The organism is Spirosoma sp., from assembly GCF_026391055.1.
GTDB lineage: Bacteria > Bacteroidota > Bacteroidia > Cytophagales > Spirosomataceae > Spirosoma.
Map to the genome: position 1 here is coordinate 131303 of NZ_JAPLET010000020.1, position 19563 is coordinate 150865.

Below are 19563 nucleotides of genomic sequence, written 5' to 3' on the forward strand. Positions count from 1 at the left end.
ATGATTTTTCCTGGATTAAAAACTTAAGCTCAAACCTACCAGCACCGTTCTGGCTACTGGATATAAACCTTCATCGACGCCAATCTGGCGATCCTGATTCTGGCCCGCTGTAGTGCCGGTATTACCTGAAACCGCTCCCTGCGAGTTACGCACGTTGATTTCAGGATCCATACCCGTGTATTTGGTAATAGTAAACAGGTTCTGTCCCTGTATGTACACCTGTGCGGCACTCATGCCCATTTTGCTCATCAGCGTGCGCGGCAGGTTGTAGGACAACTGTATGTTGCGCATGCGCAGGTAGGAACCGGATTCCAGGTAGTAAGTCGATGGTACCGAACTCACGTTGTCGGCTGCCCGTACAATGGGGAGCATAGCCCTGGAATTATCGGCACCGGGCCGCCAGGACTGTTCGTACATGCGCAGGCTGCGATTACCGCCAAACGTTGGGAAATCGGTCCAGTAGCGAACGTAGTTGAACAACTGGTTACCCTGAACTCCCTGTCCGAATAGCTGAAGACCGAAGTTTTTATAGTTTACATTTACGTTCAAGCCATAGCTGAAATCAGGATGGGGCGAGCCAATAATACTCCGGTCGGCTGGGGTTATGAGTCCGTCGCCGTTAAGGTCGCGGTACCGGAACGTACCAGCGCCAACAACGCCGGTACCATTGGCCTGCCGGTAGGTAACAACATCGTTATAGCCTTTCCAGATAGGACCGGAGGCCGCCTGCTCGGGCGTGTTGTTGATGCCGTCGATGCTATAGCCGTAAAACGCCGAAATGGGATAGCCCTCCTGGGTAACCGTCACGGCAGGCAGACGGGTGGCGAAACCAAAATACTGGGTGTTAGGGTCGCCATTGGTGGTTAGCACCGTATTCCGATACGTTGAGATGTTACCGGATAGCGTGTAGGTCAGTTCATTATTCAACGCTTTGCCGTTATACGACAGGTTGAGCTCAACACCCCGGTTGCGGAACGAAGCAATGTTCCGGAAGGGATTCGTGGCGTTACCCGCCGTAAAGGGTAGATCGACCGGGAAGAGCGCATCTGTCGTAACGCGGTTAAACCAGTCGAAGTTGACATCAACTTTACCCTTTAGCAGTGACGCATCAAAACCAAAGTCGGTTTGGGTTGTGGTTTCCCACTTGGCTTGTGCATTACCAAACTGGAACAGGTCGTAGCCTTGCAGCGCCGATGTGCGTGAGCCGTTCAGGTCGTAAAAGCTGTTGGCTGGGCTGGTGCCATAGAACGTGTAGGGGTTGAAGTTACCGATCTCCTGGTTACCCGTCTGGCCCCAGCTTGCGCGAATTTTCAAGTCATTAAGCCAGCCAGCTGTCGAATTTTTCAGAAACTTTTCTTCCGAAATACGCCAGCCTGCCGATAAGGCCGGGAAATAAGCGATGCGGTAATCGGAGGCAAAACGCGACGACCGGTCACGGCGCAACGTACCGCTCAGCAGGTATTTTTCATCGAACGACAGGTTCGCTACGGCAAATTCAGAGGCCAGGCGCCAGTAGGTAGCGCTGCCATCGTTGGTTTGTGTACCGGCATTACCAGCGGCCAGGTATTGATTGTTAATGTCGTCGGAAGCAAACCGGCTCCGAACGGCGTTCACAAATTCGTAATAGTTTTTGATCGACTCCGTTCCCAGAATGGCACTCAACCGAAGTTTATCAAACAGCGTTGTGTTATAGCTCAGCGTGTTGGTCCAGGTCCAGGTTGCTTCGTAATCGTTACGGGTTTGCAACTGGTTAGTACCGGCCGACTCCGATGATTCAAAATCGCGTGGGGTATACACCCGAACGTTGAACAGGTTATAGTCGATACCAAAACTAGTACGGGCCGTCAGATTTTTGGCCAGATCCAGTTCAGCGTAGGCATTGCCAAACAAGCGGATTTCCTTGTTGATATTGGTGCGGTTGCGGTATAGATCGGCCACCGGGTTGCGGGCATTATCGAGGTCACCACCTTTGGTACCGGCAAAGTTTCCGGCAATATCATAGACGGGAACAATTGGCTGTATCCGGTAGGCAAACGAAACGGCGTTGCTCTCACTCTGGTTACTGGCAATACCACGGGTTGAGAAGGGGCCACCAATGCGTTCGGCATAGGCAACCTGAATATTTTCGCCGATGCGAATTCGTTTGTTAACGTTAAATTCGGTGTTGGCACGGGCCGAGTACCGTTTGTAGCCCGTATACTTCATAATACCTTCCTGGTTGAAGTAGTTGAGGGAGATGGCGTATCGGCCCCCTTCCGTACCTCCCGACACACCCAGCTGGTGGTTTTGCATTGGAGCAGGGTTGAAAATCTCCTCCATCCAGTTGGTGCCCTCTTTGTTGGCTTTGGTAATCAGCCATTTACTCCGCCGGAAGTCGGCCGCGTCAATGTCAGTCGAATAGTTGGCGGGGTTAACACGTGGGTCGCCTTCCATAGCGCCATCCGGGAAGATATAGTCCGGAATAACCGGCCGCGGGCCATTTCCAAATTGAGCATTTCGCGGGTTACCGTTGACCAGGACCCCCGAGTTAATGCGTGACTCCCACCACAGGTCTGCGTATTGCTGGGTGTTGAGCAGGTCGAGGAGTTTGCCGCGTTTTTGCACACCATAGTAGGCGTCGTAGGTTAGTTTGGGTTTACCGGCTTTCCCTTTTTTTGTTGTAATGATTACTACGCCATTACCGGCGCGGGCACCATATTGCGAAGCCGCTGCGGCATCTTTCAACACTTGCAGGGATTCAATATCGTTTTGGTTGATGGTATTTAAGTTTCCTTTGGTGGGTACTCCGTCAATGATGTAAAGGGGGGAATTGTCGTTGAGTGTACCGAAGCCCCTGATCCGAACGATAACACCGCCACCGGGCGAGTTTTCGTTACCGACCGATACGCCCGCTACGCGCCCCTGGAGGGCCTGAGCCACGTTGGTTGCGGGAACAGATAGTAACTCCCGTGTACTTACGGTGGCGATGGCTCCGGTAATGTCGCGTTTGGACTGGGCGCCGTAACCGGTTACAACGACTTCGTTCAGGGTTTTGACGTCAGCAACAAGGGCGACGTTCACTTCACTTTTATTCCCAATCGTAACATCCTGGGCGGTAAATCCTATGGCTGAGATGGTCAGCACATTCCGTCCGGAGGGTACAAGGATCGTGTACTGCCCATTGGCATCGGTAACCATACCGGTTTGGGTGCCCTTAATAACAACGTTGGCACCAGGGAGCGGGCTGTTTTCGGCGCCGTCCGTGATTCGGCCGGTAATCCGGCGATCCTGAGCCATACTAGTCCCTGTGAATACGAACCAACTGAGCAGAAACAGCAAAGGTATTCGGTAAACTTTTGGGTACGCGTTTTTCATGATAGACTAATTAGATTAGATAAGTGATGAGTGATTTGCGATGAGTATTAATACTCATCGCAAATAAAAATGTTTTTAATGGAAATTTAATTCATTTTTGATGGAATATTTTTGTTTTAGCATCGTATAGTACCAAAAAAGGCCACTCAGTGCTAACCGAGTGGCCTTTTTTGGTACTATGAGTACTGTGGGAAAATTGAGTAATTGCCCTTAATTAAGGTTCAGCTCATCAATAACCCGCTGTACTTTTGCCTTTAGTTGCGCATACGTATCATCGAACGCTTCTTTACTTTCAAGAGGCTCCACAACGCTGACGTAAAACTTGATTTTGGGCTCCGTACCCGACGGGCGAGCGGATACTTTGGTGCCATCTTCGGTGAAGAATTGCAGCACGTTTGATGGTTCGATGCCCATTCTGCCGGATTCAATAACCGATGTTTGTCCCGTCGATGGATCAATACGAGTTAATGCTTTGTAGTCGTCCACCCGAACAACGGCAGAACCGGCAATGGATTTGGGTGGATTGGCCCGGAAATCAGCCATCATCTGCTGAATTTCTTCGGCACCCGATTTACCTTTTTTGGTGAGCGAAACCAGGGCTTCGTAGTAGAAGCCATTTTCCTGATACATGGCCATCAGCATATCGAACAGGCTTTTGCCCTGATCTTTCGCATAGGCGGTTAGTTCGGCAATAATGGCGCAGGACGCTATGGCGTCTTTGTCGCGTACGAAATCACCGATCAGGTAGCCGTAGCTTTCTTCGCCACCACCAATAAACTGCTCTTTGCCTTCCAGCTCGCGAATAACTTCGGCAATGTATTTGAAGCCCGTCAGGGTATTGTAGCAGTTGACCCCGTAGCGTTCGCACATCTTATCGATGAGGTCGGTGGTAACGATGGTTTTGGCAACGAACTCTTTACCCGTCAGCTTTCCCGCATCTTTCCACGCGTTGAGCAGGTAGTAAATGATCAGGCTGGCCATCTGGTTACCGTTCAGCAATTCGAACTCGCCGTGATGATTGCGGGCACCGGCACCAACGCGGTCGGCATCGGGGTCGGTGGCCATTACGAGGTCGGCGTTTAGCGAATTGGCCAGGTCGAGTGCCAGCTGCATAGCGGCCCGTTCTTCGGGGTTTGGCGATTTCACCGTTGGGAAATTTCCATCGGGTGTGGCCTGCTGCTCAACGATATGCACGTTGTTGAAGCCCAACGCGTCCAGAACGCGGGGTACAAGTGTGATACCTGTTCCGTGGATTGGGGTGTAAACGATGTTCAGGTTGGCCTGACGCTTGATCACATCCGGGTTTACGGCATTGGATTTAACGCGCTCAACGTAAGGGGCATCAATTTCTTCGTCGATCAGGTGAATCCGTTCGGGAATGCCGTCAAACTTGATATCATCGACGGACGTAATCTTGTTTACCTCAGCAATAATGGCTTTGTCGTGGGGAGAAACCACCTGCCCACCGTCGTTCCAGTAAACTTTATAGCCGTTGTATTCGGGGGGGTTGTGCGAGGCTGTCACGACAATACCACTCTGGCAACCTAACTGCCGAATAGCAAAAGACAACTCTGGCGTTGGCCGCAGGCTGCTGAAAAGGTATACTTTAATGCCGTTAGCCGAAAAGATATCGGCAACCAGGCGGGCAAATTCCGGGCTCATCCGGCGGCTGTCGTGCGCAATGGCTACGCTGATATCCTGGCCGGGAAAGGCCGCATTGATGTAGTTGGAAAGCCCCTGCGTAGCAGCGCCAACCGTGTAGCGGTTCATGCGGTTTGAGCCAACGCCCAAAACGCCCCGCAGGCCACCCGTACCAAATTCAAGATCCCGGTAGAACGAGTCGGTCAGTTCGGTACTATTACCCGAGTCGATCAGGTGTTGGATGGATTCTTTGGTGGCGGCATCATAATTACCGCTAAGCCACTTATCAACGCGTTGCTGAGTAGAGGAGTCAAGGGAAGTTGTCATCGTATATTAATCAGACTGGAATTAGTTGTAAGTAACGTTGTCGTTACGTTGCAAAAAAGATAATTATTTTGGGAATACACCAAAAACTTTATTTATAAAATCAGCAACTGATATAAGCAGGAAGTTACTCTTCAGGTTACTGATTGCAAATGACTTTGTCGATGGCTTTTCAAGCGTTCAGTGTTTGCCGGTCAAAATTACAATTATACCACTACGCTGCAAACACATATAATAGATAACCTGATATTGAGCATCATATCTTGCCTATTCAGTAAATATTTATTGTTATTTAGTAAATAATTGCCGATAATTATATGCATTTAACAATCTACCACCATGCACATATCTTATCTTCGGACATTAAAAGGGATTGTTGCCTTTGTTTATTATGCTTCATTAGTTGGAATGGTTGGGGGAGCGCTTGCATTAATTTATGCTTATTTTAGCCCTCTGGAGCATCTTAAATTCTATATCAACGTCCCGATTCGACTGGGGGAAGAGGCTGTCTATGGCGACCGAGGATTTGTGGTTACGACCTATAACTCATATAGTTCATGGCTTAATTTCGATTGTTTTGACAGAAGTATGTTCGACGAAGATGCTGGACTTTATTGGAAGAATGTCATCTGCATTTTTTTGGGTGTATCTATCATTGTGATGATGTTGCGTCAGGTAAAGTTGATTCTGGACACGGTCGGCACAATCAATGTTTTTAGTACAGCCAACGTCGCCAGAATCCGGGTATTGGGGATTCTTTTGCTAATGAATAATTTTGACGAGCCGTTATGTTGGTTCTTAATTAAGAATGATGTCGTGGCACTACTTCAAAAACATCATGCTGCGTATACCCTGGGCAGCTATGGACTACCCACTTTATTGTCCAGTAGTTTTTTTATTGGCTTTTTATTATTCGGCTTAGCCGAAGTAATCCGTTCCGGGTTATATCTCAAAGAGGAGCAGGAGTTAACCGTCTAATTACCATGCCAATAATTGTAAATGTAGACGTGATGATGGCACGTCGAAAAATGTCGCTCACTGAACTAGCTGAAAAAGTAGACCTGACACTGGCAAATTTATCCATCTTAAAAACGGGTAAAGCCAAAGCCATTCGCTTCAATACCCTCGAAGCGCTATGCAGGGCGCTGGACTGCCAACCGGGCGATTTGCTCGAGTACGTTCCTGAGGAAAAGCAAAAAACAACTACTGACTAGTAGACTGACGTTAGCTCAGAAAGAAATAATAATCACAGAGCCATAAAGCGTACGCAGTTTTGTCTTGTTCACTTTATGGCTCTGTGGTTAAAAAGATCGGGCAGGCTTGAGAAAGGCAGTGTAACAGATTGTTTATTGATTCGGTTGCTTAGTTGGCACGCTGCCTTTCTCCTTCGGCAGCCGTACGTCGTTGCCGGGCAGCTTTTACTTTTTGATTGCCGAAGGTGTACGATACGTTTAGCAACGCTACCCGCGTATCGTAACTGATGCGGACATGCTGGATATTTGCCGGCGCACTTAACGTGGCTATAGTCCGGTTCGTATGTATTGAATCCTGGATACTAAGCTTAACCTTTAGCTTGGTGCTAACCGCCTTTTGCAAACCTGTATTCATCGATCCCAGCCAGGGTACTGTATAAATTGCCACTACGCTCTGCGCACTCACCCGGGCACTGAACTCAGCCGTCCAGCCTTTACCCAACTGAAAGTGGTTGGATTGCAAGGGGTTGACCTGTATATTTTTCAGCTGTTCCTGTCTGTGCCGTAATGGTATTGTCGGTGCGAACAAAGGCACTCTTAAGGCCCGTTTCCAGCTTCCATTTGTTAGAAAGCAAACGGCTGTAATCAGCTTTTGCCGTCCGAATGTCGACCGATGTGGGCATCTGGTTGTCGACCAGGGCTACGGGATATGATGCCCCGTCTGTCGATAAAACAGTAGTTATAACGAGCGTAACTTTAGATACGTACTCTGCTCAATAAAATTCCGTTTTGTCAGGTCATTGTTGGCACCCGTCCCATCGCTCTGAGCGGGCTGGTCGCGATCTGATACAAAATTCCAGTAATCACTGCCCCGGTTTAAGCTGTAATTGCCAACAGATTGACTTTGGCTTCGCGGTGATTGAGCTGGAGGTTACCCCGCTCGCGGTCGAACCGGCCTGCGGCACCCGAAAGAGACACCGATCCATTGGTGCCAAGATTCTGGTTTTACTTAAGGCGAATGTTGATGATGCCAGAATTACCGGAGGCATCGTAGCGGGAACCAGGATTGGTGATCAACTCAATCTTTTCGATGTTATCGCTCGGCATATTTTTCAGCATATTGACTACGTCCTGCATGGAGAGGTACGTCTGCTTGCCGTCGATCTGAACAATCACGCCATCTTTTCCCCGCAGTTGCAAGGCGTCGTTCTGCCGGTCGACCGTTACGCGGGCGCTTTTTCGAGTACTTCGAGAGCTGTGCTACCGGTGGCAATGATGCTGCCCGCTACATTGATCACCATTTGGTTGATCTCCTGCTCAACAAAGGGTTTCTTAGTCACTACGGTTACTTCTTTAAGTGTCCTGGCAGACTCGCTCAGGGTAATGGCGGGCACTTCTGAGAGCTCGTTGTTACATCAAACGGTTTCGTTCGGGTTGAGGTATAAACCACCCCCGAGGCTATCAGCCTGTATTGTCCTGGTTTAATGGTTTCAAATACATACCCTCCCGTTTCTTTGCTGATGGTACCTTTAACCAAACTCGTATCGCGGGCGTTCGTCAGGGCCATGCTTATGAACGGTAAGTGTTTGCCGACTGCATCCCGGATGATGGTCGTTTGAGCAGACGTTGAGGTCCCGAAGGCTATTAAAAGGCTCGTAACGTGTAGACAGATGTAGCGTAGTTTCATAGACGTATCCAGTGGGATGGTAAACGTGTACAGCTGTTCTCAACTGCCCTGCAATATTCGACTACTAGCTAACTTGTAAGTTATTGTTTTAGACCAGATCCAATTGGTATTGAGCCATACCTACTGTTAGAAATATTCTTTGGGTGTTTGTTGCTTAAAATAGCTGAAAATCAGTGAGAGATGCTCTGGGGTCTCACCCGACGAGATAGACGGTTTCGGATACATTATGGCCCGCCAGCAGAAGTTGGGCGGCCCGCTTTAAACGATCCTGGCAGATCGGATCATTGGCCGACTGATTGACCGTATCCGTCTCTAAAGCGCATGAAGCTGCCCGAACAGGCGATTTATACGGACCTTTATTTGGAATAGCCTAAATTTGTGCTCCTCTGCTCAACGTCAAAAAGTAATTATGTTCCTTGTCGGGAGCTGTAATCAACTGAAGGCATGCCTACAATCGCTTTGGAACTATCTAAGAAGTAGCTGGTCGTTGTGTTCAATAGACGTTGGTTTTACAAAGTGTACAAATCAGTGCTTTTGACCAAGAGTTAAGTAGGTGGAGATTGGAATACAGGTACAACGGCTGGATAGGCAGGTTAACGGTTGTCATTTGTTGTTTTTACCTTATAAAAGCTAAAAAATAAACGCTCCTATGTCTGCGACGCTTACCGCACCAATTACAAGTCCTCTTGCTTCCCGTTTACAGAAAGTTGCTTCTCTACTGATTACGTTACCAATTTTCTGCTTTGTTCTCTTTGTATGGGCGTATGCCGTAAACGTGCCCTGGTTCGATGATATTGACGCTTTTCTTGGATTTACCCTGGCCTATACCAATGCTGCGGACCTTTCCGATAAAATCTATAACATCTTTGTCCCTAACAATGAGCATCGGATTGTAGTCGCCAAACTGATTACCCTCGCCATGTATTATCTGACGGGAGAAGTCAATTTCCGGTGGCTTATTCTTATTGCGTTACTATTTATGCTGGGTACACTGGCCTTGTTTGGTCGTGTGTTTCGGTCCATGCGGGTGTCGTGGCTGTTGTTTGCACCGGTGCCTTTTCTAATGTTGCAACCACAGTATTACCTGACTAGCCTGTGGTCTATACCGGGGCTCCAGCATCCGGTGGTTATCTGTCTGACGCTGTCGTCGCTGTACTTGCTAACAAGGTCTGGCCGGAGCCAGTTTGCCGGAGCGGTAATTATGCAGGTATTTGCGACCCTGTCCATGAGTAATGGCCTTATGGGCTGGGTCGCCGGAGGATTGGTGCTGGCCCTCCATAAAAAATGGTATAAGCTGGCCGGTTGGCTGGCTGGCAGTGTGCTTGCTATAGTACTCTATTTCTATAATTTTCAAAGCGCAAGCCGTACCGGCGAGAGTCTAGCCTATAGTCTGGCACATCCGCTACAGGCGTTAGCTGCTCTTTTTACGTTCACAGGGGGGCTGTTCGACTTTTTACCGGCCGTCAAAAACGTATGGCGGTACGCTCCGCCAACAGTGGGTGGTGTGGTGCTGGCCATCCTGGTGTTAGGCCTGCTTTACCGTATGAATCGAAACTTGTGGACGGTTAACGCTGAACGGGTGGACGAGCGTTTGCAGAAGCGACGGTTGTTTTTTAGTGGAGCCTATATTTTCTTTTACGGCAACGCGGCTATTATCGCCCTGCTGCGGCTTCGGTACGGCTATGATGTGATGGTTGTGAGCAATTACATGATTTACCCGGCGGTTCTGACAGCACTGGTCTACCTCAATATATTGAGTGAGTGCGTCACTTGGCGGGCACAGCGCTGGTGCCTTCGTATCGGGTTAGCAGGCAGCATATTGATCTGGCTGTTTACATACGGGTATTACTGGCCCAAAATGGCCTTTCGTAAAGAAATGTTGCTGACCAGTGCGATGAACCAGAAACATAATGATATTGGGCTGGGTGCTACCTGGGGAACCCCCTTCGCCGATGTGGCCCGTTCAATGATGCGGGAGTCCGTCAGCCGGGGTATATACCATTACCCCGACAGCTATATTACGCCAGTTGAACCGTTATTGATGTCGATGAACAGCACCGTAACGACTGATTCCTGTTTGTCGATGGACCTGTCTGGAGGAGGGGTAATTTATAAAACTGCCACGATGGCTAATGCGTACCCAACGGGTTTAGGCCAGGCGGCTATTGTTGTTAAGTCGAACCGGCACACAATCCTATATGCGTCTGAAACGCCCTTTACGTTTCGGAATTTCTGGCTGAACAAACCGGTCACATCGGCACATTCAGAAATCCTGACTATCGTACTGGCACCGGGGCGTTATCAGGTAGGCGTATTGACACCCTCACAACCAAGCCAACCAGTTCAATTCAGTTGCCAGTCGTTGACGATTCCCAAGTCGTTGACGATTCCCAAGTAATAGAAACCTGGTAGACTTAAACCGATGCATAGGTATGGAACAGGATGCCTTTTCACCAGAGCAAACGTCGAACCGACGGGATTTTATGAAGGCGCAGTTCGTTGGCGGTCTGAGCGCATTGACCGCTACGTCTGGACTGGCAGCCGGAACCTATGCCATGAATATACCTGCTAAGGCCGAATCATTACCGCCTAAAACACTTCTCAAGCACTATCAGGCCTGTTTGGGCGGGCCTTTTCCAGCCTCAGTACCTTTGCTGTCGATACTTCGGGAGACGATGCAGAAGGATGGATATCGGATCGAGTCCATTACCTACCAGGTTGGGCAGAACGAACGGGTTCCAGCTTTGTTACTTGTGCCAGACCACGTAACGACTACCCGTCCGGCTCCGGGAATTGCCGTTTGGCATCAGCATAATGGTGAGTACCATCTGGGCAAGTCAGAACCGGCGGGACTGGCCGGAAACCCCATGCACCATACCGCCGTGGCACTGGTTCGCGAAGGATACGTGGTTTTGTGCCCAGATGCCCTTTGCTTCGAAGAACGGCAGGACCCGACCGGCAAGCTAAAAGGTGGCGACTATGAGCGTTTTGAGTTTTTGCGGCAGGTAGTACGCGGACGTAGTATGGCCTGGCAGAATGCGCTGGAAATGCGTCGGGCTATCGACTACCTGTCCGGACGTCCAGACGTAATATCTACTCGAATTGGCTGTTACGGGCATTCGATGGGCTCAACCCACGCCTGGCTGGCGGCTCCGCTTGATACCCGGCTGAAATGCGTAGTCGGGAACTGTTGCCTGCCAACCTACGAAGCCATCGAAGCCGAGCATCTATTACACTGCTTCCCCAATTTTGTTCCGGGTTGGTCTCAATACGGTGACACGCCCGATATTGCCGCACTCATTGCCCCCAGAGCCCTGCACCTTAATTTTGGTGAAGAGGATGGCGGCTCACCTATCGATTCCGTCCGACGTGGATTAATCCGCATTGAAAAGGTTTACCAGCAAGCGGGCGCATCGCAGAACTTCACCTCCTTTATCGAAGCCGGTAGAGGTCACGTTTTATCGGAGGCCATGTGGGAACACACGAAAGTGGTTTTCGCCCGGCATCTTGGGTAGTAAGTTGGCAAGTCAGTAAGTCAGTAAGTAGCTGACGCATCAGTAGCATTCGCGTCAGCTACTTACTAACTTACTAAAAAACTATTTAGCCGAAAAGTGGTAGACTGTTATGCTTCGATAGGTCTCGCCCGGCCGGAGAACCGTTGATGGGAAGTTGGGCTTGTTGGGTGAGTCGGGAAAATGCTGCGTTTCGAGGCAAATGCCAAAGCGTTTCGTATAAGCAACACCTTCTTTCCCTTTCAGGCCGTTCAGGTGGTTGGCCGTATAAACCTGTACTCCCGGTTCGGTAGTGTACATCGTCATGAGTCGGCCACTTTCCGGGTCGTGCACCGTCGCCCCCAGTCTGAGCTTGTTGGTGGGGCCATCAAGTACCCAGCAGTGATCGTAGCCCGAACCATATTTGATCTGAATGTTCGTCGTATCGTTTATGCGGGCGCCTACTACGGTAGGTTTGGTAAAGTCGAATGGGGTTCCTTTTACCGGTTCGATGGCTCCGGTGGGAATCTGACTGGCATCGGTGGGTAGGAATGAATTGGCTTTGATCATCAGCTCGTAGCCCAGCACATCCCGCTTCATGCCGGAAAGATTAAAGTAGGCATGGTTGGTCAGGTTAATAACCGTTGGTTTATCGCTAACAGCCTGATATGTAATACGCAGGGAGTTATCTTTTTGTAAAGTATAAGCAACCTGTACAGACAAAGTGCCGGGATAGCCTTCTTCGCCATCGGGAGAGGTGTAGGTGAGTTTGAGCATTGGTTGATCCCCGTCTACAGGCGTGGCATTCCATAATTTTTTGTCGAATCCAACACGTCCACCGTGAATTTGGTTGCCCCGGTTGTTGGCGGCCAGCACATATTCCTTCCCATCCAGCGTGAACTTAGCCCCACCAATCCGATTGCCAAACCGGCCGATGATTGGACCCAGGCTAGGGGTACCTTTTAAGTAATCGGCAAAGGTGGGCATCCCCAGAATAATGTCTTCAAAGTTGCCTGATTTGTCGGGTGCAGTCATCGACACGATATACCCGCCATAGTTGGTGATTTTAACGGTCATGCCAGCCGCGTTCCGAAGCGTGAACAGGTCAGCGTCACGACCATCGGGAAATTTTCCAAAGAGTGATTTTTCAATACCAGCCATTTTTTTGATCGGTGGGGTAGGCTTCGGTCCGGCATAGCTGTTTAACAGGCCTAATACCAGATTGATAAATAAGGCAGAAACAAAGAATTTCATGGATGTGCGGGTTTAGGTCTGCACTATGTTTACTCTAAGTAGAGATTATAATTCATTTACTGTGTTTCTGCTCGACAATTTCCATAAGTTTGACAGGAAGCTGTAATAGATAAAAAAGCCCCCAACTCGGTTATGAATCGGGGGCGGTCAATCAAATCTGGTACGATGCTTTACTTCAAAATAGGCTCCAGCGCGGCCCAGTTCTCGTTCATGTAATTTGTATATATTCGTTGGGATTGCCCGTTTGCGATTGAGTATACCCGTTTAGCCGAATGAGCCAGACTCGGCTTATGCGTAATCAGAAGAATGGCCATTTGCGGACGTACATTCTGGAGTAGATTCATGACAAATTGCTCGGTATTTTTATCCATAGCCGCCGTTGGCTCATCGAGGAGCAACAACTGAGGTTTTTGATAGAAAGCCCGCGCCAGCGCGACCAGTTGCCGCTGCCCTCCCGATAAATTGATGCCCTCCTCGCCCAGCAAGGTTAGATAGCCCTGCGCAAAGGTTTCGAAGTAGTGATCGAAGCCAAACTCCTGGCAGAAGCTAACAATTTGCTCCGCGTCTGTAGCCGTATCACCCAGGCCTATGTTGTCGAGTAAGGTGCCGTTAAATAGCTTGATGTGTTGGGGAACAACGCCAATGGATTGTCGCCACAGAGCCGTATCTATTGAATGCCAGTCGGTCCCATTCACCATGATTTGTCCGGACTCAGGTGTGTAAAAGCGTTGGATCAATTGAAGCAATGTACTTTTTCCATGCCCACTCTCGCCAAACAGGGCAATCATTTCCCCTTTTTGAATAGACAACGAAATGTTTTCCAGAAGTAATGGCCGTCCGGCAAAACGAAAATTCAGGGCATCGATCGTGAGTGATTCAAAACGAAAGTTTGGCACACTTGTTTGGGTTGCTTTTGGATATTCGGGATTAAGATGAGCATATTCATACATTCGCTCAAAGGCGACATTGGCTTCCTGAATCTGAAGATTTGTCATTGCCAGACTGGCTACAGCCGGTAAAATGCTGCCTACGACCGTTAAAATCGCCATCATCTCACCCAATTGCAGTGACTTGTCAACAACCAGAAAAGAGGTAACGGCCAGTAACCCGGCAATCAGCAAGATACTGATCAACTCGGCCGACAAGTTTAGACGCAAGCCAACGGTTGTCAGGGAATAGACCTTATTCTGGAAATTACCATAAACCGCTTTCGTAATCGTGCTAAAAAAGGCTTCCCGATTTGTTGCCTTGATCACGTCTATGCCCTGAATGGTATCGACATAATTACTTTCAGTATGGGCCGATGCCGCCATAACCAGTCGCTGCCCGTCGATGATGCGCTGGTGATATCGCCAAACCAATCCACCGTAGAGCGGAATACTGAGCAAACTAAGCAGTCCGATCCACACCGAAAAGGTAAACAGGTATCCCGCCGATACCAGCACGACGAGTACATTGATGACCACCGTACCCGTGAGGTGGCTAATGGCTCGCTGAATACGGCCCGTGTCATTCAGCCGGGCAATGAGTTCGCCGGTTTTTCGGCTGTCGAAAAACGACTTGGGTAGGTATAATAAGGCTTCATAAAATCTGTTGATGATACGATTGTTGAAATCACGGCTTTGCCGATTCAGCAGAAAATCCCGTAAATAACTGACCACAGCCCTCGCCACCAAAAGAAACGTTAGCAGTAATAATCCCAACATCAGTCGGTTGGATTCGTGTTTGGGGAGAATGTCGTCGATGAGCTTTTGTGAAAAAATGGCCGTCGATAAGCACAGTCCGGCCGTTATAATGCCTAAGCCGGTCGAAATGGCCAGCAATGGCGTGTCGTCGCTGATGAGGCTCAGCAACCAGCGACGTTTGGCTTTTTGTTCATCCTGCTGCCGCTGTAAGGTGGCATTGGGGGTTAGGGTCAATAGTATTCGTGACGACCAGAGGCTGGCTAATTCGCTGGTTGTATAGGTAAGTAACCCCTGCGCAGGATCGCCTATGATGAATAGTTGCCGGGTGGCATCCCAGCCGTAACAGACAATATAATGCTGGAGTCGCTGTCCGGTTGGTCCGTTGTCAATGATCACGTGCAGAATAACCGGCTCGCTGATATCGGTCTTTAGGTTTTCAATGGAGTCAGCTTCCATCCCCTCGGCATCGAATCCAATTTGCGAAGCTGCCTGATAAAGCCCCAGCAGCGAGGTGCCCTGTGGGTCGGTGCCGCTGAGTTCCCGTAACCGTTCCAACCGACTATATCCCCCGTAATACGCCAGCAGCGAAGCCAGGCAGGCAACACCGCAATCGGCCTGCCCCTGCTGCCGAACGATCGTTTTTTCGATGTATTTGTGGGATTTCATACGATGGGATGGTTAACAAACTGAACCAGTAGGCAAAACAGTAGCAGCAGAACAAAAATCGTCTGTTCCATAGTGGTTGGGAGGCTGGAAAAATAGTGTTGGTTAGAGATGACGGGCAATGGCTTCGATACTGGTTTCGCCCCGGAAGCGTTTGGCCAGTGAACCATCAGCATGGTAGATGAGGACGTCAGGAACAGCCGCAAAGCCGAAGGTTTCATAGGCTGCTTTTCTATCCATGTGGGCTACCTGCACTGTGGGCAGTCCATTGAGTTGATGCACCCTGGCAAACGTGGCCAGAGCGGGTAACGGTGCCGACGAAAGCATAATGACCCGGGCGGAGCTTAGTGAAGATGCCTTTCGGCGAAGTTCATCGGCTTCGCGTTGGCAGTGGTCGCAATCGGGGTCGAAGTAGATAAGTACCGCCGGGCGATTGCCTAGGGCCGCTTGGTTTATGGCTGAACGGTTGATGGTATACGCGTTGAAGGCTGGCAGTGTCTGGATTCGTCCGGCGGTTTCCTGTTTGCGGTGCAGCTTAGTCGTGAATTCCCAGCTTAGATAGGCAATCAGGCCAGCTACCAACAGAGGCAATCCCCATTTTAGGTACGTTTTCATGATAGACTAACGGTTAAGAACATGACAAAAACAACCCAAACCAGTAAGCCCGACCCGTATGAAGCCGCCACCAGCCCAAAGGCTTTAGGCATAGGTGTTTCGATAACTTGTGAAACGCCGTAGGCCAGTACCAGCCAGTAAGCCAGTTCAAACAGATTACCAAGTTGTAAGGGATACGCCAGCCAGGGGGCTATGGCGGTTGGCTCGAAGAAATTGAGCATACTAAGCGGATAGAAATACTGCAAGTCCTGAAGACTATAGTCCTGCTGCACAAACAGAAACCAGATTAATTTCACTACCGCTGGAAAGAGTAACACCAGTTCTGCCTGAACGACCACCCGGAAAAAGGATTTAAACACCCACCGATCAGCTACGAAGTAATAACCCAGGCTGATGCAGGAAGTGACAAGGGAAAATTTAAGCAGATTGAAGAGAGGTATGATGCAGTAACCCAGCCACGACCATTCATGATTTTGAGCAATAGTTTTCTGAATTTGCTCATACGTCATTTGTTCCGCAAGTGCGTTGAAATAAAGCTCGTCGGAAAAAAGCAGATGTTGACCTGCGAAGGTAAGTAGAAGGCTAACCACGGTAATGACGCTAAATAGCAGCCAGCCATTTTCTGAAGAAGGACGTTTTTCGACATCCTCAATTGATAGGGTGTTGGAAAGGTTCATCTTCTTAATTCAAGATTATTTGGCGGACATTTTTTTTAAAAACGGATTATTCTTTTTCCTGGCTCGATTCCCGATACTAGCAGCAATGATTATGAGAAGGACAATGAGTGTAGTGGTCATTCTTTCTTTTTGTTAAAATATAAATCAGCTATAATACTAGCAAGGCTAATAACGATCATAAGAATGATGCTCAATGTGGACATTTGACCATCATTTTTTAAATAATCTATTAAAAAATATGTAGCCAAAATAAGGCCGGAAAAGATCCTAATTGTTTTTAGTTTTGGCATGAGAAGTTAGTTTAGTTGTTTAGAAGAGGATGCAAAAACTTATATCGTTCTTACATCCTCTTATCACCCTAATGCATTTTATTCCAACAGCCGACAGCCATACCTCCAACCATAAGACCCATCATAGGAGTGGCCCATATTAATGTAGCACCAGCAGCTATGGTAAGTACAGTGCAGTCGGCCCAATTTGGTGTTATTTTGCCGCCTTGAATGCTCTCCATTCTCTCTAAAATTAATTTGCTCATTGCATTGATTTTTTGAAATGGAACGTAAATTTTATACTATTTATAAAGCAATTTTGATACGCCCCAACCTACACAGAATGATGTGACTGGTAGATAAGCTAAAGCATATCCCCACTTTAATGCGGATGAAATTGTACAAGCTGCGGTAACGGTATCTCCCCAATTGTCGCCACCCTTAACTCTCGAGAAAGTAACCTCTTCTATCGTAAGTTTTTTCATGTTTAATAGTTTTGAAGAAATTATTCTTTACCTACTCTTTTTCAGGCTTTTCGGCATCCGCCTTTGTTGCGCGTCAACGAAACAAAAGTGGAGGATGAAACGGTCCCATGCATGAGCAAGGTTACCTATTTTAAATGGGTAACCTTGCTCATTTTTATATAGGTAAGATTACCCATAACTTACCTGTATAATCCTAAAAAGGGCTTTATTCCAGCAGGGCCAGTAGCTGTTTCCGGTGCGTAAGGACAAAGCGGGTCAGGCTACCGGGGCCGCCACTAATGGCTAGTTTCTGAGAGATTTTGGCCTTGTGGTTGTTTACGGTTTTTTCGCTGATAAACAGAATAGCCGCAATCTGTGGGCCGGTTTTTTCATCCGTAGTCAGTTTGAGTACACGTCGCTCACTGGGTGTCAGTTCGTGCCAGCCAGGTAGGGGTTCTTTCGCCTGATAACCGGAGTGCGTTTCCAACAAAGAAGATTGATAAAAACGACCAGCTTTTAGCGTAAGCAGGCAGTCGGTTAGTTCATCGAGCGAACAAAGCACGTCGAACTCCAGATTGTCCAGGATTGCCCACAAGTGATTGTCCATGACTGGTTCCAGGGTCAGGCAAACAACAATTAATGTCTGCGGACAAGTCGATCTTATGGTGGTGAATAGGGCAGCGTCTCCGAGGTTTTCGTTTGTTATAAGCACGAAGCCTGGCTGTTGGTCTAAGATCTGCTCCTTAAGAAGCGATGCATTTACTGAGGGTGTTCGCCAGTTCAACGCAGCTTTGTCTGTAGCTGCAGCAATTTTTAATAGGATTGAACGACGGTGGCATAAGGCAAGTAAAGACATACATACATACAGTATGGTAATTTGGAATGTTAGAACTGGTAGCGGATTGGCTGCTAAACTATAAAAATTTTGTATTCAAAAAATTAAATAAAGTTTATTTTTGTCATTGCTATTTTGCACGTTATAGAACTAGTGAACTATGACCTTTGTGTGACTTAGCGCCATCTAGTCTATTGCTCAGAGCGGTAATCGAACGGTGGGAGAAGGGAATTTTGAGAGGTGCAATGCGAACATGTGGAAATAAATTGAATCTACTTCTGATAAATTAACAGAGCCGATATTGAGCTAACGAAAAAGGGCCTGAGTTTAAACTCAGGCCCTTTTTCGTTAGCTCAATATCGGCTCCAGGGCCGCTCGGTTTTCTTTAAGCCATTCATGTATATCGGTGACTATTTCGCGGATGCCCAGCTCTGGTTTCCAGCCCGTTAGATTCGTGACGTTGGTATTGTCAGTGATATACAGGCGAATGTCGGCGGCCCGGTTTTCGGCAACTTGGTTAATCGGGATCGTTTTACCCGTTATTTCCTGACAGATTTTGGTCAGCTCCTGGAGGGAGGCACTGCTTTCTACACCACCACCCGCATTCAGAATCTTACCATCAACAGCGTCTAAATGGTGTAATTCCCAGTCGATTAGCCGATAAAGGTCGGCGATGTGGAGCATGTCGCGGGTTTGTTTGCCGGTACCACCGTACCCAATATACGCCAGTTGCTGTTCGAAGAAGTGCTTGGCAATCCAGAGCACCATCACACCCTGATCGACCTTACCCATTTGCCACGGACCGGTGATCACACCGCAACGGTTAATGACCGTTTTCAGTCCGTAAAACTCGTTGTACTCCTGAATCAGCAGCTCCGAAGCTAGTTTAGTTGTGCCATAAAGCGACCGGGCACCGTCGAGCGGAAAATTCTCGGCAATGCCTTTTGAGGATACACCCGGCACGGGTTGATCGTCTGTTAGTACAAAACGCGTGTCGGCCTCCTCGAAATTGAGGGTTTCGATGGTTTTGATCGGATACACGCGGCTCGTCGACAGGAAGATGAAGTTAGCCTTATGCTTCAGCGTGTAATTCAGGCAGTTAACCGTACCGAAGAGGTTCGTGTTGATGAGGTAGTCGGGCGTACCGTCCAGACCCGCCAGTACTGAAGGCTCTGCGGAGGCCTCAATCACAGTATCGACGGCGGGTAGCGCGTCAAAATCTTCTTTATTGCGAATATCGCCGTGCAGAAACTCGATACCTGCGGCTTTCAGACGGGCCAGGCTTAGTTCGGAACCGCGACGTTTGAGATTGTCAAGCGCAAAAATCTGGTACTGCGGGTAATTCTGTTTGAGCGAAATGGCGAGCGATGCACCAACGAATCCGGCACCGCCGGTAATGAGAATTTTCATG

18 protein-coding genes are annotated in these 19563 nt (G+C 48.6%); 4 read left to right on the forward strand and 14 right to left on the reverse strand.

What is annotated here, in order from left to right:
- Nucleotides 1-15 precede the first annotated feature (15 nt).
- Both NT073_RS13415 and NT073_RS13420 read right to left on the reverse strand, forming a co-directional pair.
- Nucleotides 16-3354, reverse strand: coding sequence for a TonB-dependent receptor (locus NT073_RS13415; RefSeq protein ID WP_366107260.1), 3339 nt, complete (start codon nt 3352-3354; stop codon nt 16-18).
- A gap of 210 nt (nt 3355-3564) precedes the next feature.
- Nucleotides 3565-5322, reverse strand: a complete 1758-nt coding sequence (locus NT073_RS13420) for a phospho-sugar mutase (RefSeq protein ID WP_297374155.1) — start codon at nt 5320-5322, stop codon at nt 3565-3567.
- Between the two features lie 336 nt (nt 5323-5658).
- On the opposite strand from NT073_RS13420, the gene NT073_RS13425 reads away from it, so the two are divergent.
- Nucleotides 5659-6297: a DUF2975 domain-containing protein gene (locus NT073_RS13425; RefSeq protein ID WP_297374158.1), complete on the forward strand. Its 639-nt coding sequence runs from the start codon at nt 5659-5661 to the stop codon at nt 6295-6297.
- Between the two features lie 5 nt (nt 6298-6302).
- Complete coding sequence (locus NT073_RS13430) at nt 6303-6533, forward strand: helix-turn-helix transcriptional regulator (protein WP_297374161.1); 231 nt, start codon at nt 6303-6305, stop codon at nt 6531-6533.
- Nucleotides 6534-6681: 148 nt separating this feature from the next.
- Here the strand turns inward: NT073_RS13430 and NT073_RS13435 are convergent, their stop codons facing one another.
- From NT073_RS13435 to NT073_RS13450, 4 genes are all read right to left on the reverse strand, one after another.
- Complete coding sequence (locus tag NT073_RS13435; RefSeq protein ID WP_297374164.1) at nt 6682-7035, reverse strand: outer membrane beta-barrel protein; 354 nt, start codon at nt 7033-7035, stop codon at nt 6682-6684.
- Nucleotides 7007-7195 (reverse strand): outer membrane beta-barrel protein, encoded by a 189-nt coding sequence (locus NT073_RS13440; RefSeq protein WP_297374167.1) that lies wholly within the window; start codon nt 7193-7195, stop codon nt 7007-7009. Before NT073_RS13440 ends, NT073_RS13435 begins: the two co-directional genes overlap by 29 nt.
- A 322-nt stretch (nt 7196-7517) precedes the next feature.
- Nucleotides 7518-7712 (reverse strand): hypothetical protein, encoded by a 195-nt coding sequence (locus NT073_RS13445; RefSeq protein WP_297374170.1) that lies wholly within the window; start codon nt 7710-7712, stop codon nt 7518-7520.
- A 175-nt stretch (nt 7713-7887) separates the two neighbouring features.
- Nucleotides 7888-8199 carry a carboxypeptidase-like regulatory domain-containing protein gene (locus tag NT073_RS13450; RefSeq protein WP_297374173.1) on the reverse strand — a complete coding sequence of 104 codons (312 nt, stop codon included), beginning with the start codon at nt 8197-8199 and terminating at the stop codon, nt 7888-7890.
- Between the two features lie 649 nt (nt 8200-8848).
- On the opposite strand from NT073_RS13450, the gene NT073_RS13455 reads away from it, so the two are divergent.
- Together NT073_RS13455 and NT073_RS13460 are read left to right on the forward strand one after the other, a co-directional pair.
- Nucleotides 8849-10597, forward strand: a complete 1749-nt coding sequence (locus NT073_RS13455) for a hypothetical protein (RefSeq protein WP_297374176.1) — start codon at nt 8849-8851, stop codon at nt 10595-10597.
- Between the two features lie 34 nt (nt 10598-10631).
- The gene (locus NT073_RS13460; protein ID WP_297374179.1) at nt 10632-11714 is read left to right on the forward strand and encodes a dienelactone hydrolase family protein; all 1083 of its coding nucleotides are present in this window, start codon (nt 10632-10634) and stop codon (nt 11712-11714) included.
- 81 nt (nt 11715-11795) lie between these two features.
- Here NT073_RS13460 and NT073_RS13465 read toward each other — a convergent pair whose 3' ends face one another.
- The 8 genes from NT073_RS13465 to NT073_RS13500 form a co-directional block, all read right to left on the reverse strand.
- On the reverse strand, nt 11796-12944 hold the full coding sequence (locus NT073_RS13465; protein ID WP_297374182.1) for an aldose epimerase family protein: 1149 nt from the start codon (nt 12942-12944) through the stop codon (nt 11796-11798).
- A 170-nt stretch (nt 12945-13114) separates the two neighbouring features.
- The gene (locus NT073_RS13470) at nt 13115-15295 is read right to left on the reverse strand and encodes a peptidase domain-containing ABC transporter (protein WP_297374185.1); all 2181 of its coding nucleotides are present in this window, start codon (nt 15293-15295) and stop codon (nt 13115-13117) included.
- A gap of 102 nt (nt 15296-15397) precedes the next feature.
- Nucleotides 15398-15907 (reverse strand): hypothetical protein, encoded by a 510-nt coding sequence (locus tag NT073_RS13475; protein ID WP_297374187.1) that lies wholly within the window; start codon nt 15905-15907, stop codon nt 15398-15400.
- Nucleotides 15904-16584 (reverse strand): hypothetical protein, encoded by a 681-nt coding sequence (locus NT073_RS13480; RefSeq protein WP_297374190.1) that lies wholly within the window; start codon nt 16582-16584, stop codon nt 15904-15906. The genes NT073_RS13475 and NT073_RS13480 overlap by 4 nt, the downstream gene beginning before the upstream one ends.
- A gap of 116 nt (nt 16585-16700) precedes the next feature.
- On the reverse strand, nt 16701-16874 hold the full coding sequence (locus NT073_RS13485) for a hypothetical protein (protein ID WP_297374193.1): 174 nt from the start codon (nt 16872-16874) through the stop codon (nt 16701-16703).
- 281 nt (nt 16875-17155) lie between these two features.
- Nucleotides 17156-17338 (reverse strand): hypothetical protein, encoded by a 183-nt coding sequence (locus NT073_RS13490; RefSeq protein ID WP_297374197.1) that lies wholly within the window; start codon nt 17336-17338, stop codon nt 17156-17158.
- A gap of 205 nt (nt 17339-17543) precedes the next feature.
- On the reverse strand, nt 17544-17924 hold the full coding sequence (locus tag NT073_RS13495; protein WP_297374199.1) for a helix-turn-helix transcriptional regulator: 381 nt from the start codon (nt 17922-17924) through the stop codon (nt 17544-17546).
- 576 nt (nt 17925-18500) lie between these two features.
- Nucleotides 18501-19562: an NAD-dependent epimerase/dehydratase family protein gene (locus NT073_RS13500; RefSeq protein WP_297374202.1), complete on the reverse strand. Its 1062-nt coding sequence runs from the start codon at nt 19560-19562 to the stop codon at nt 18501-18503.
- Nucleotide 19563 lies beyond the last annotated feature (1 nt).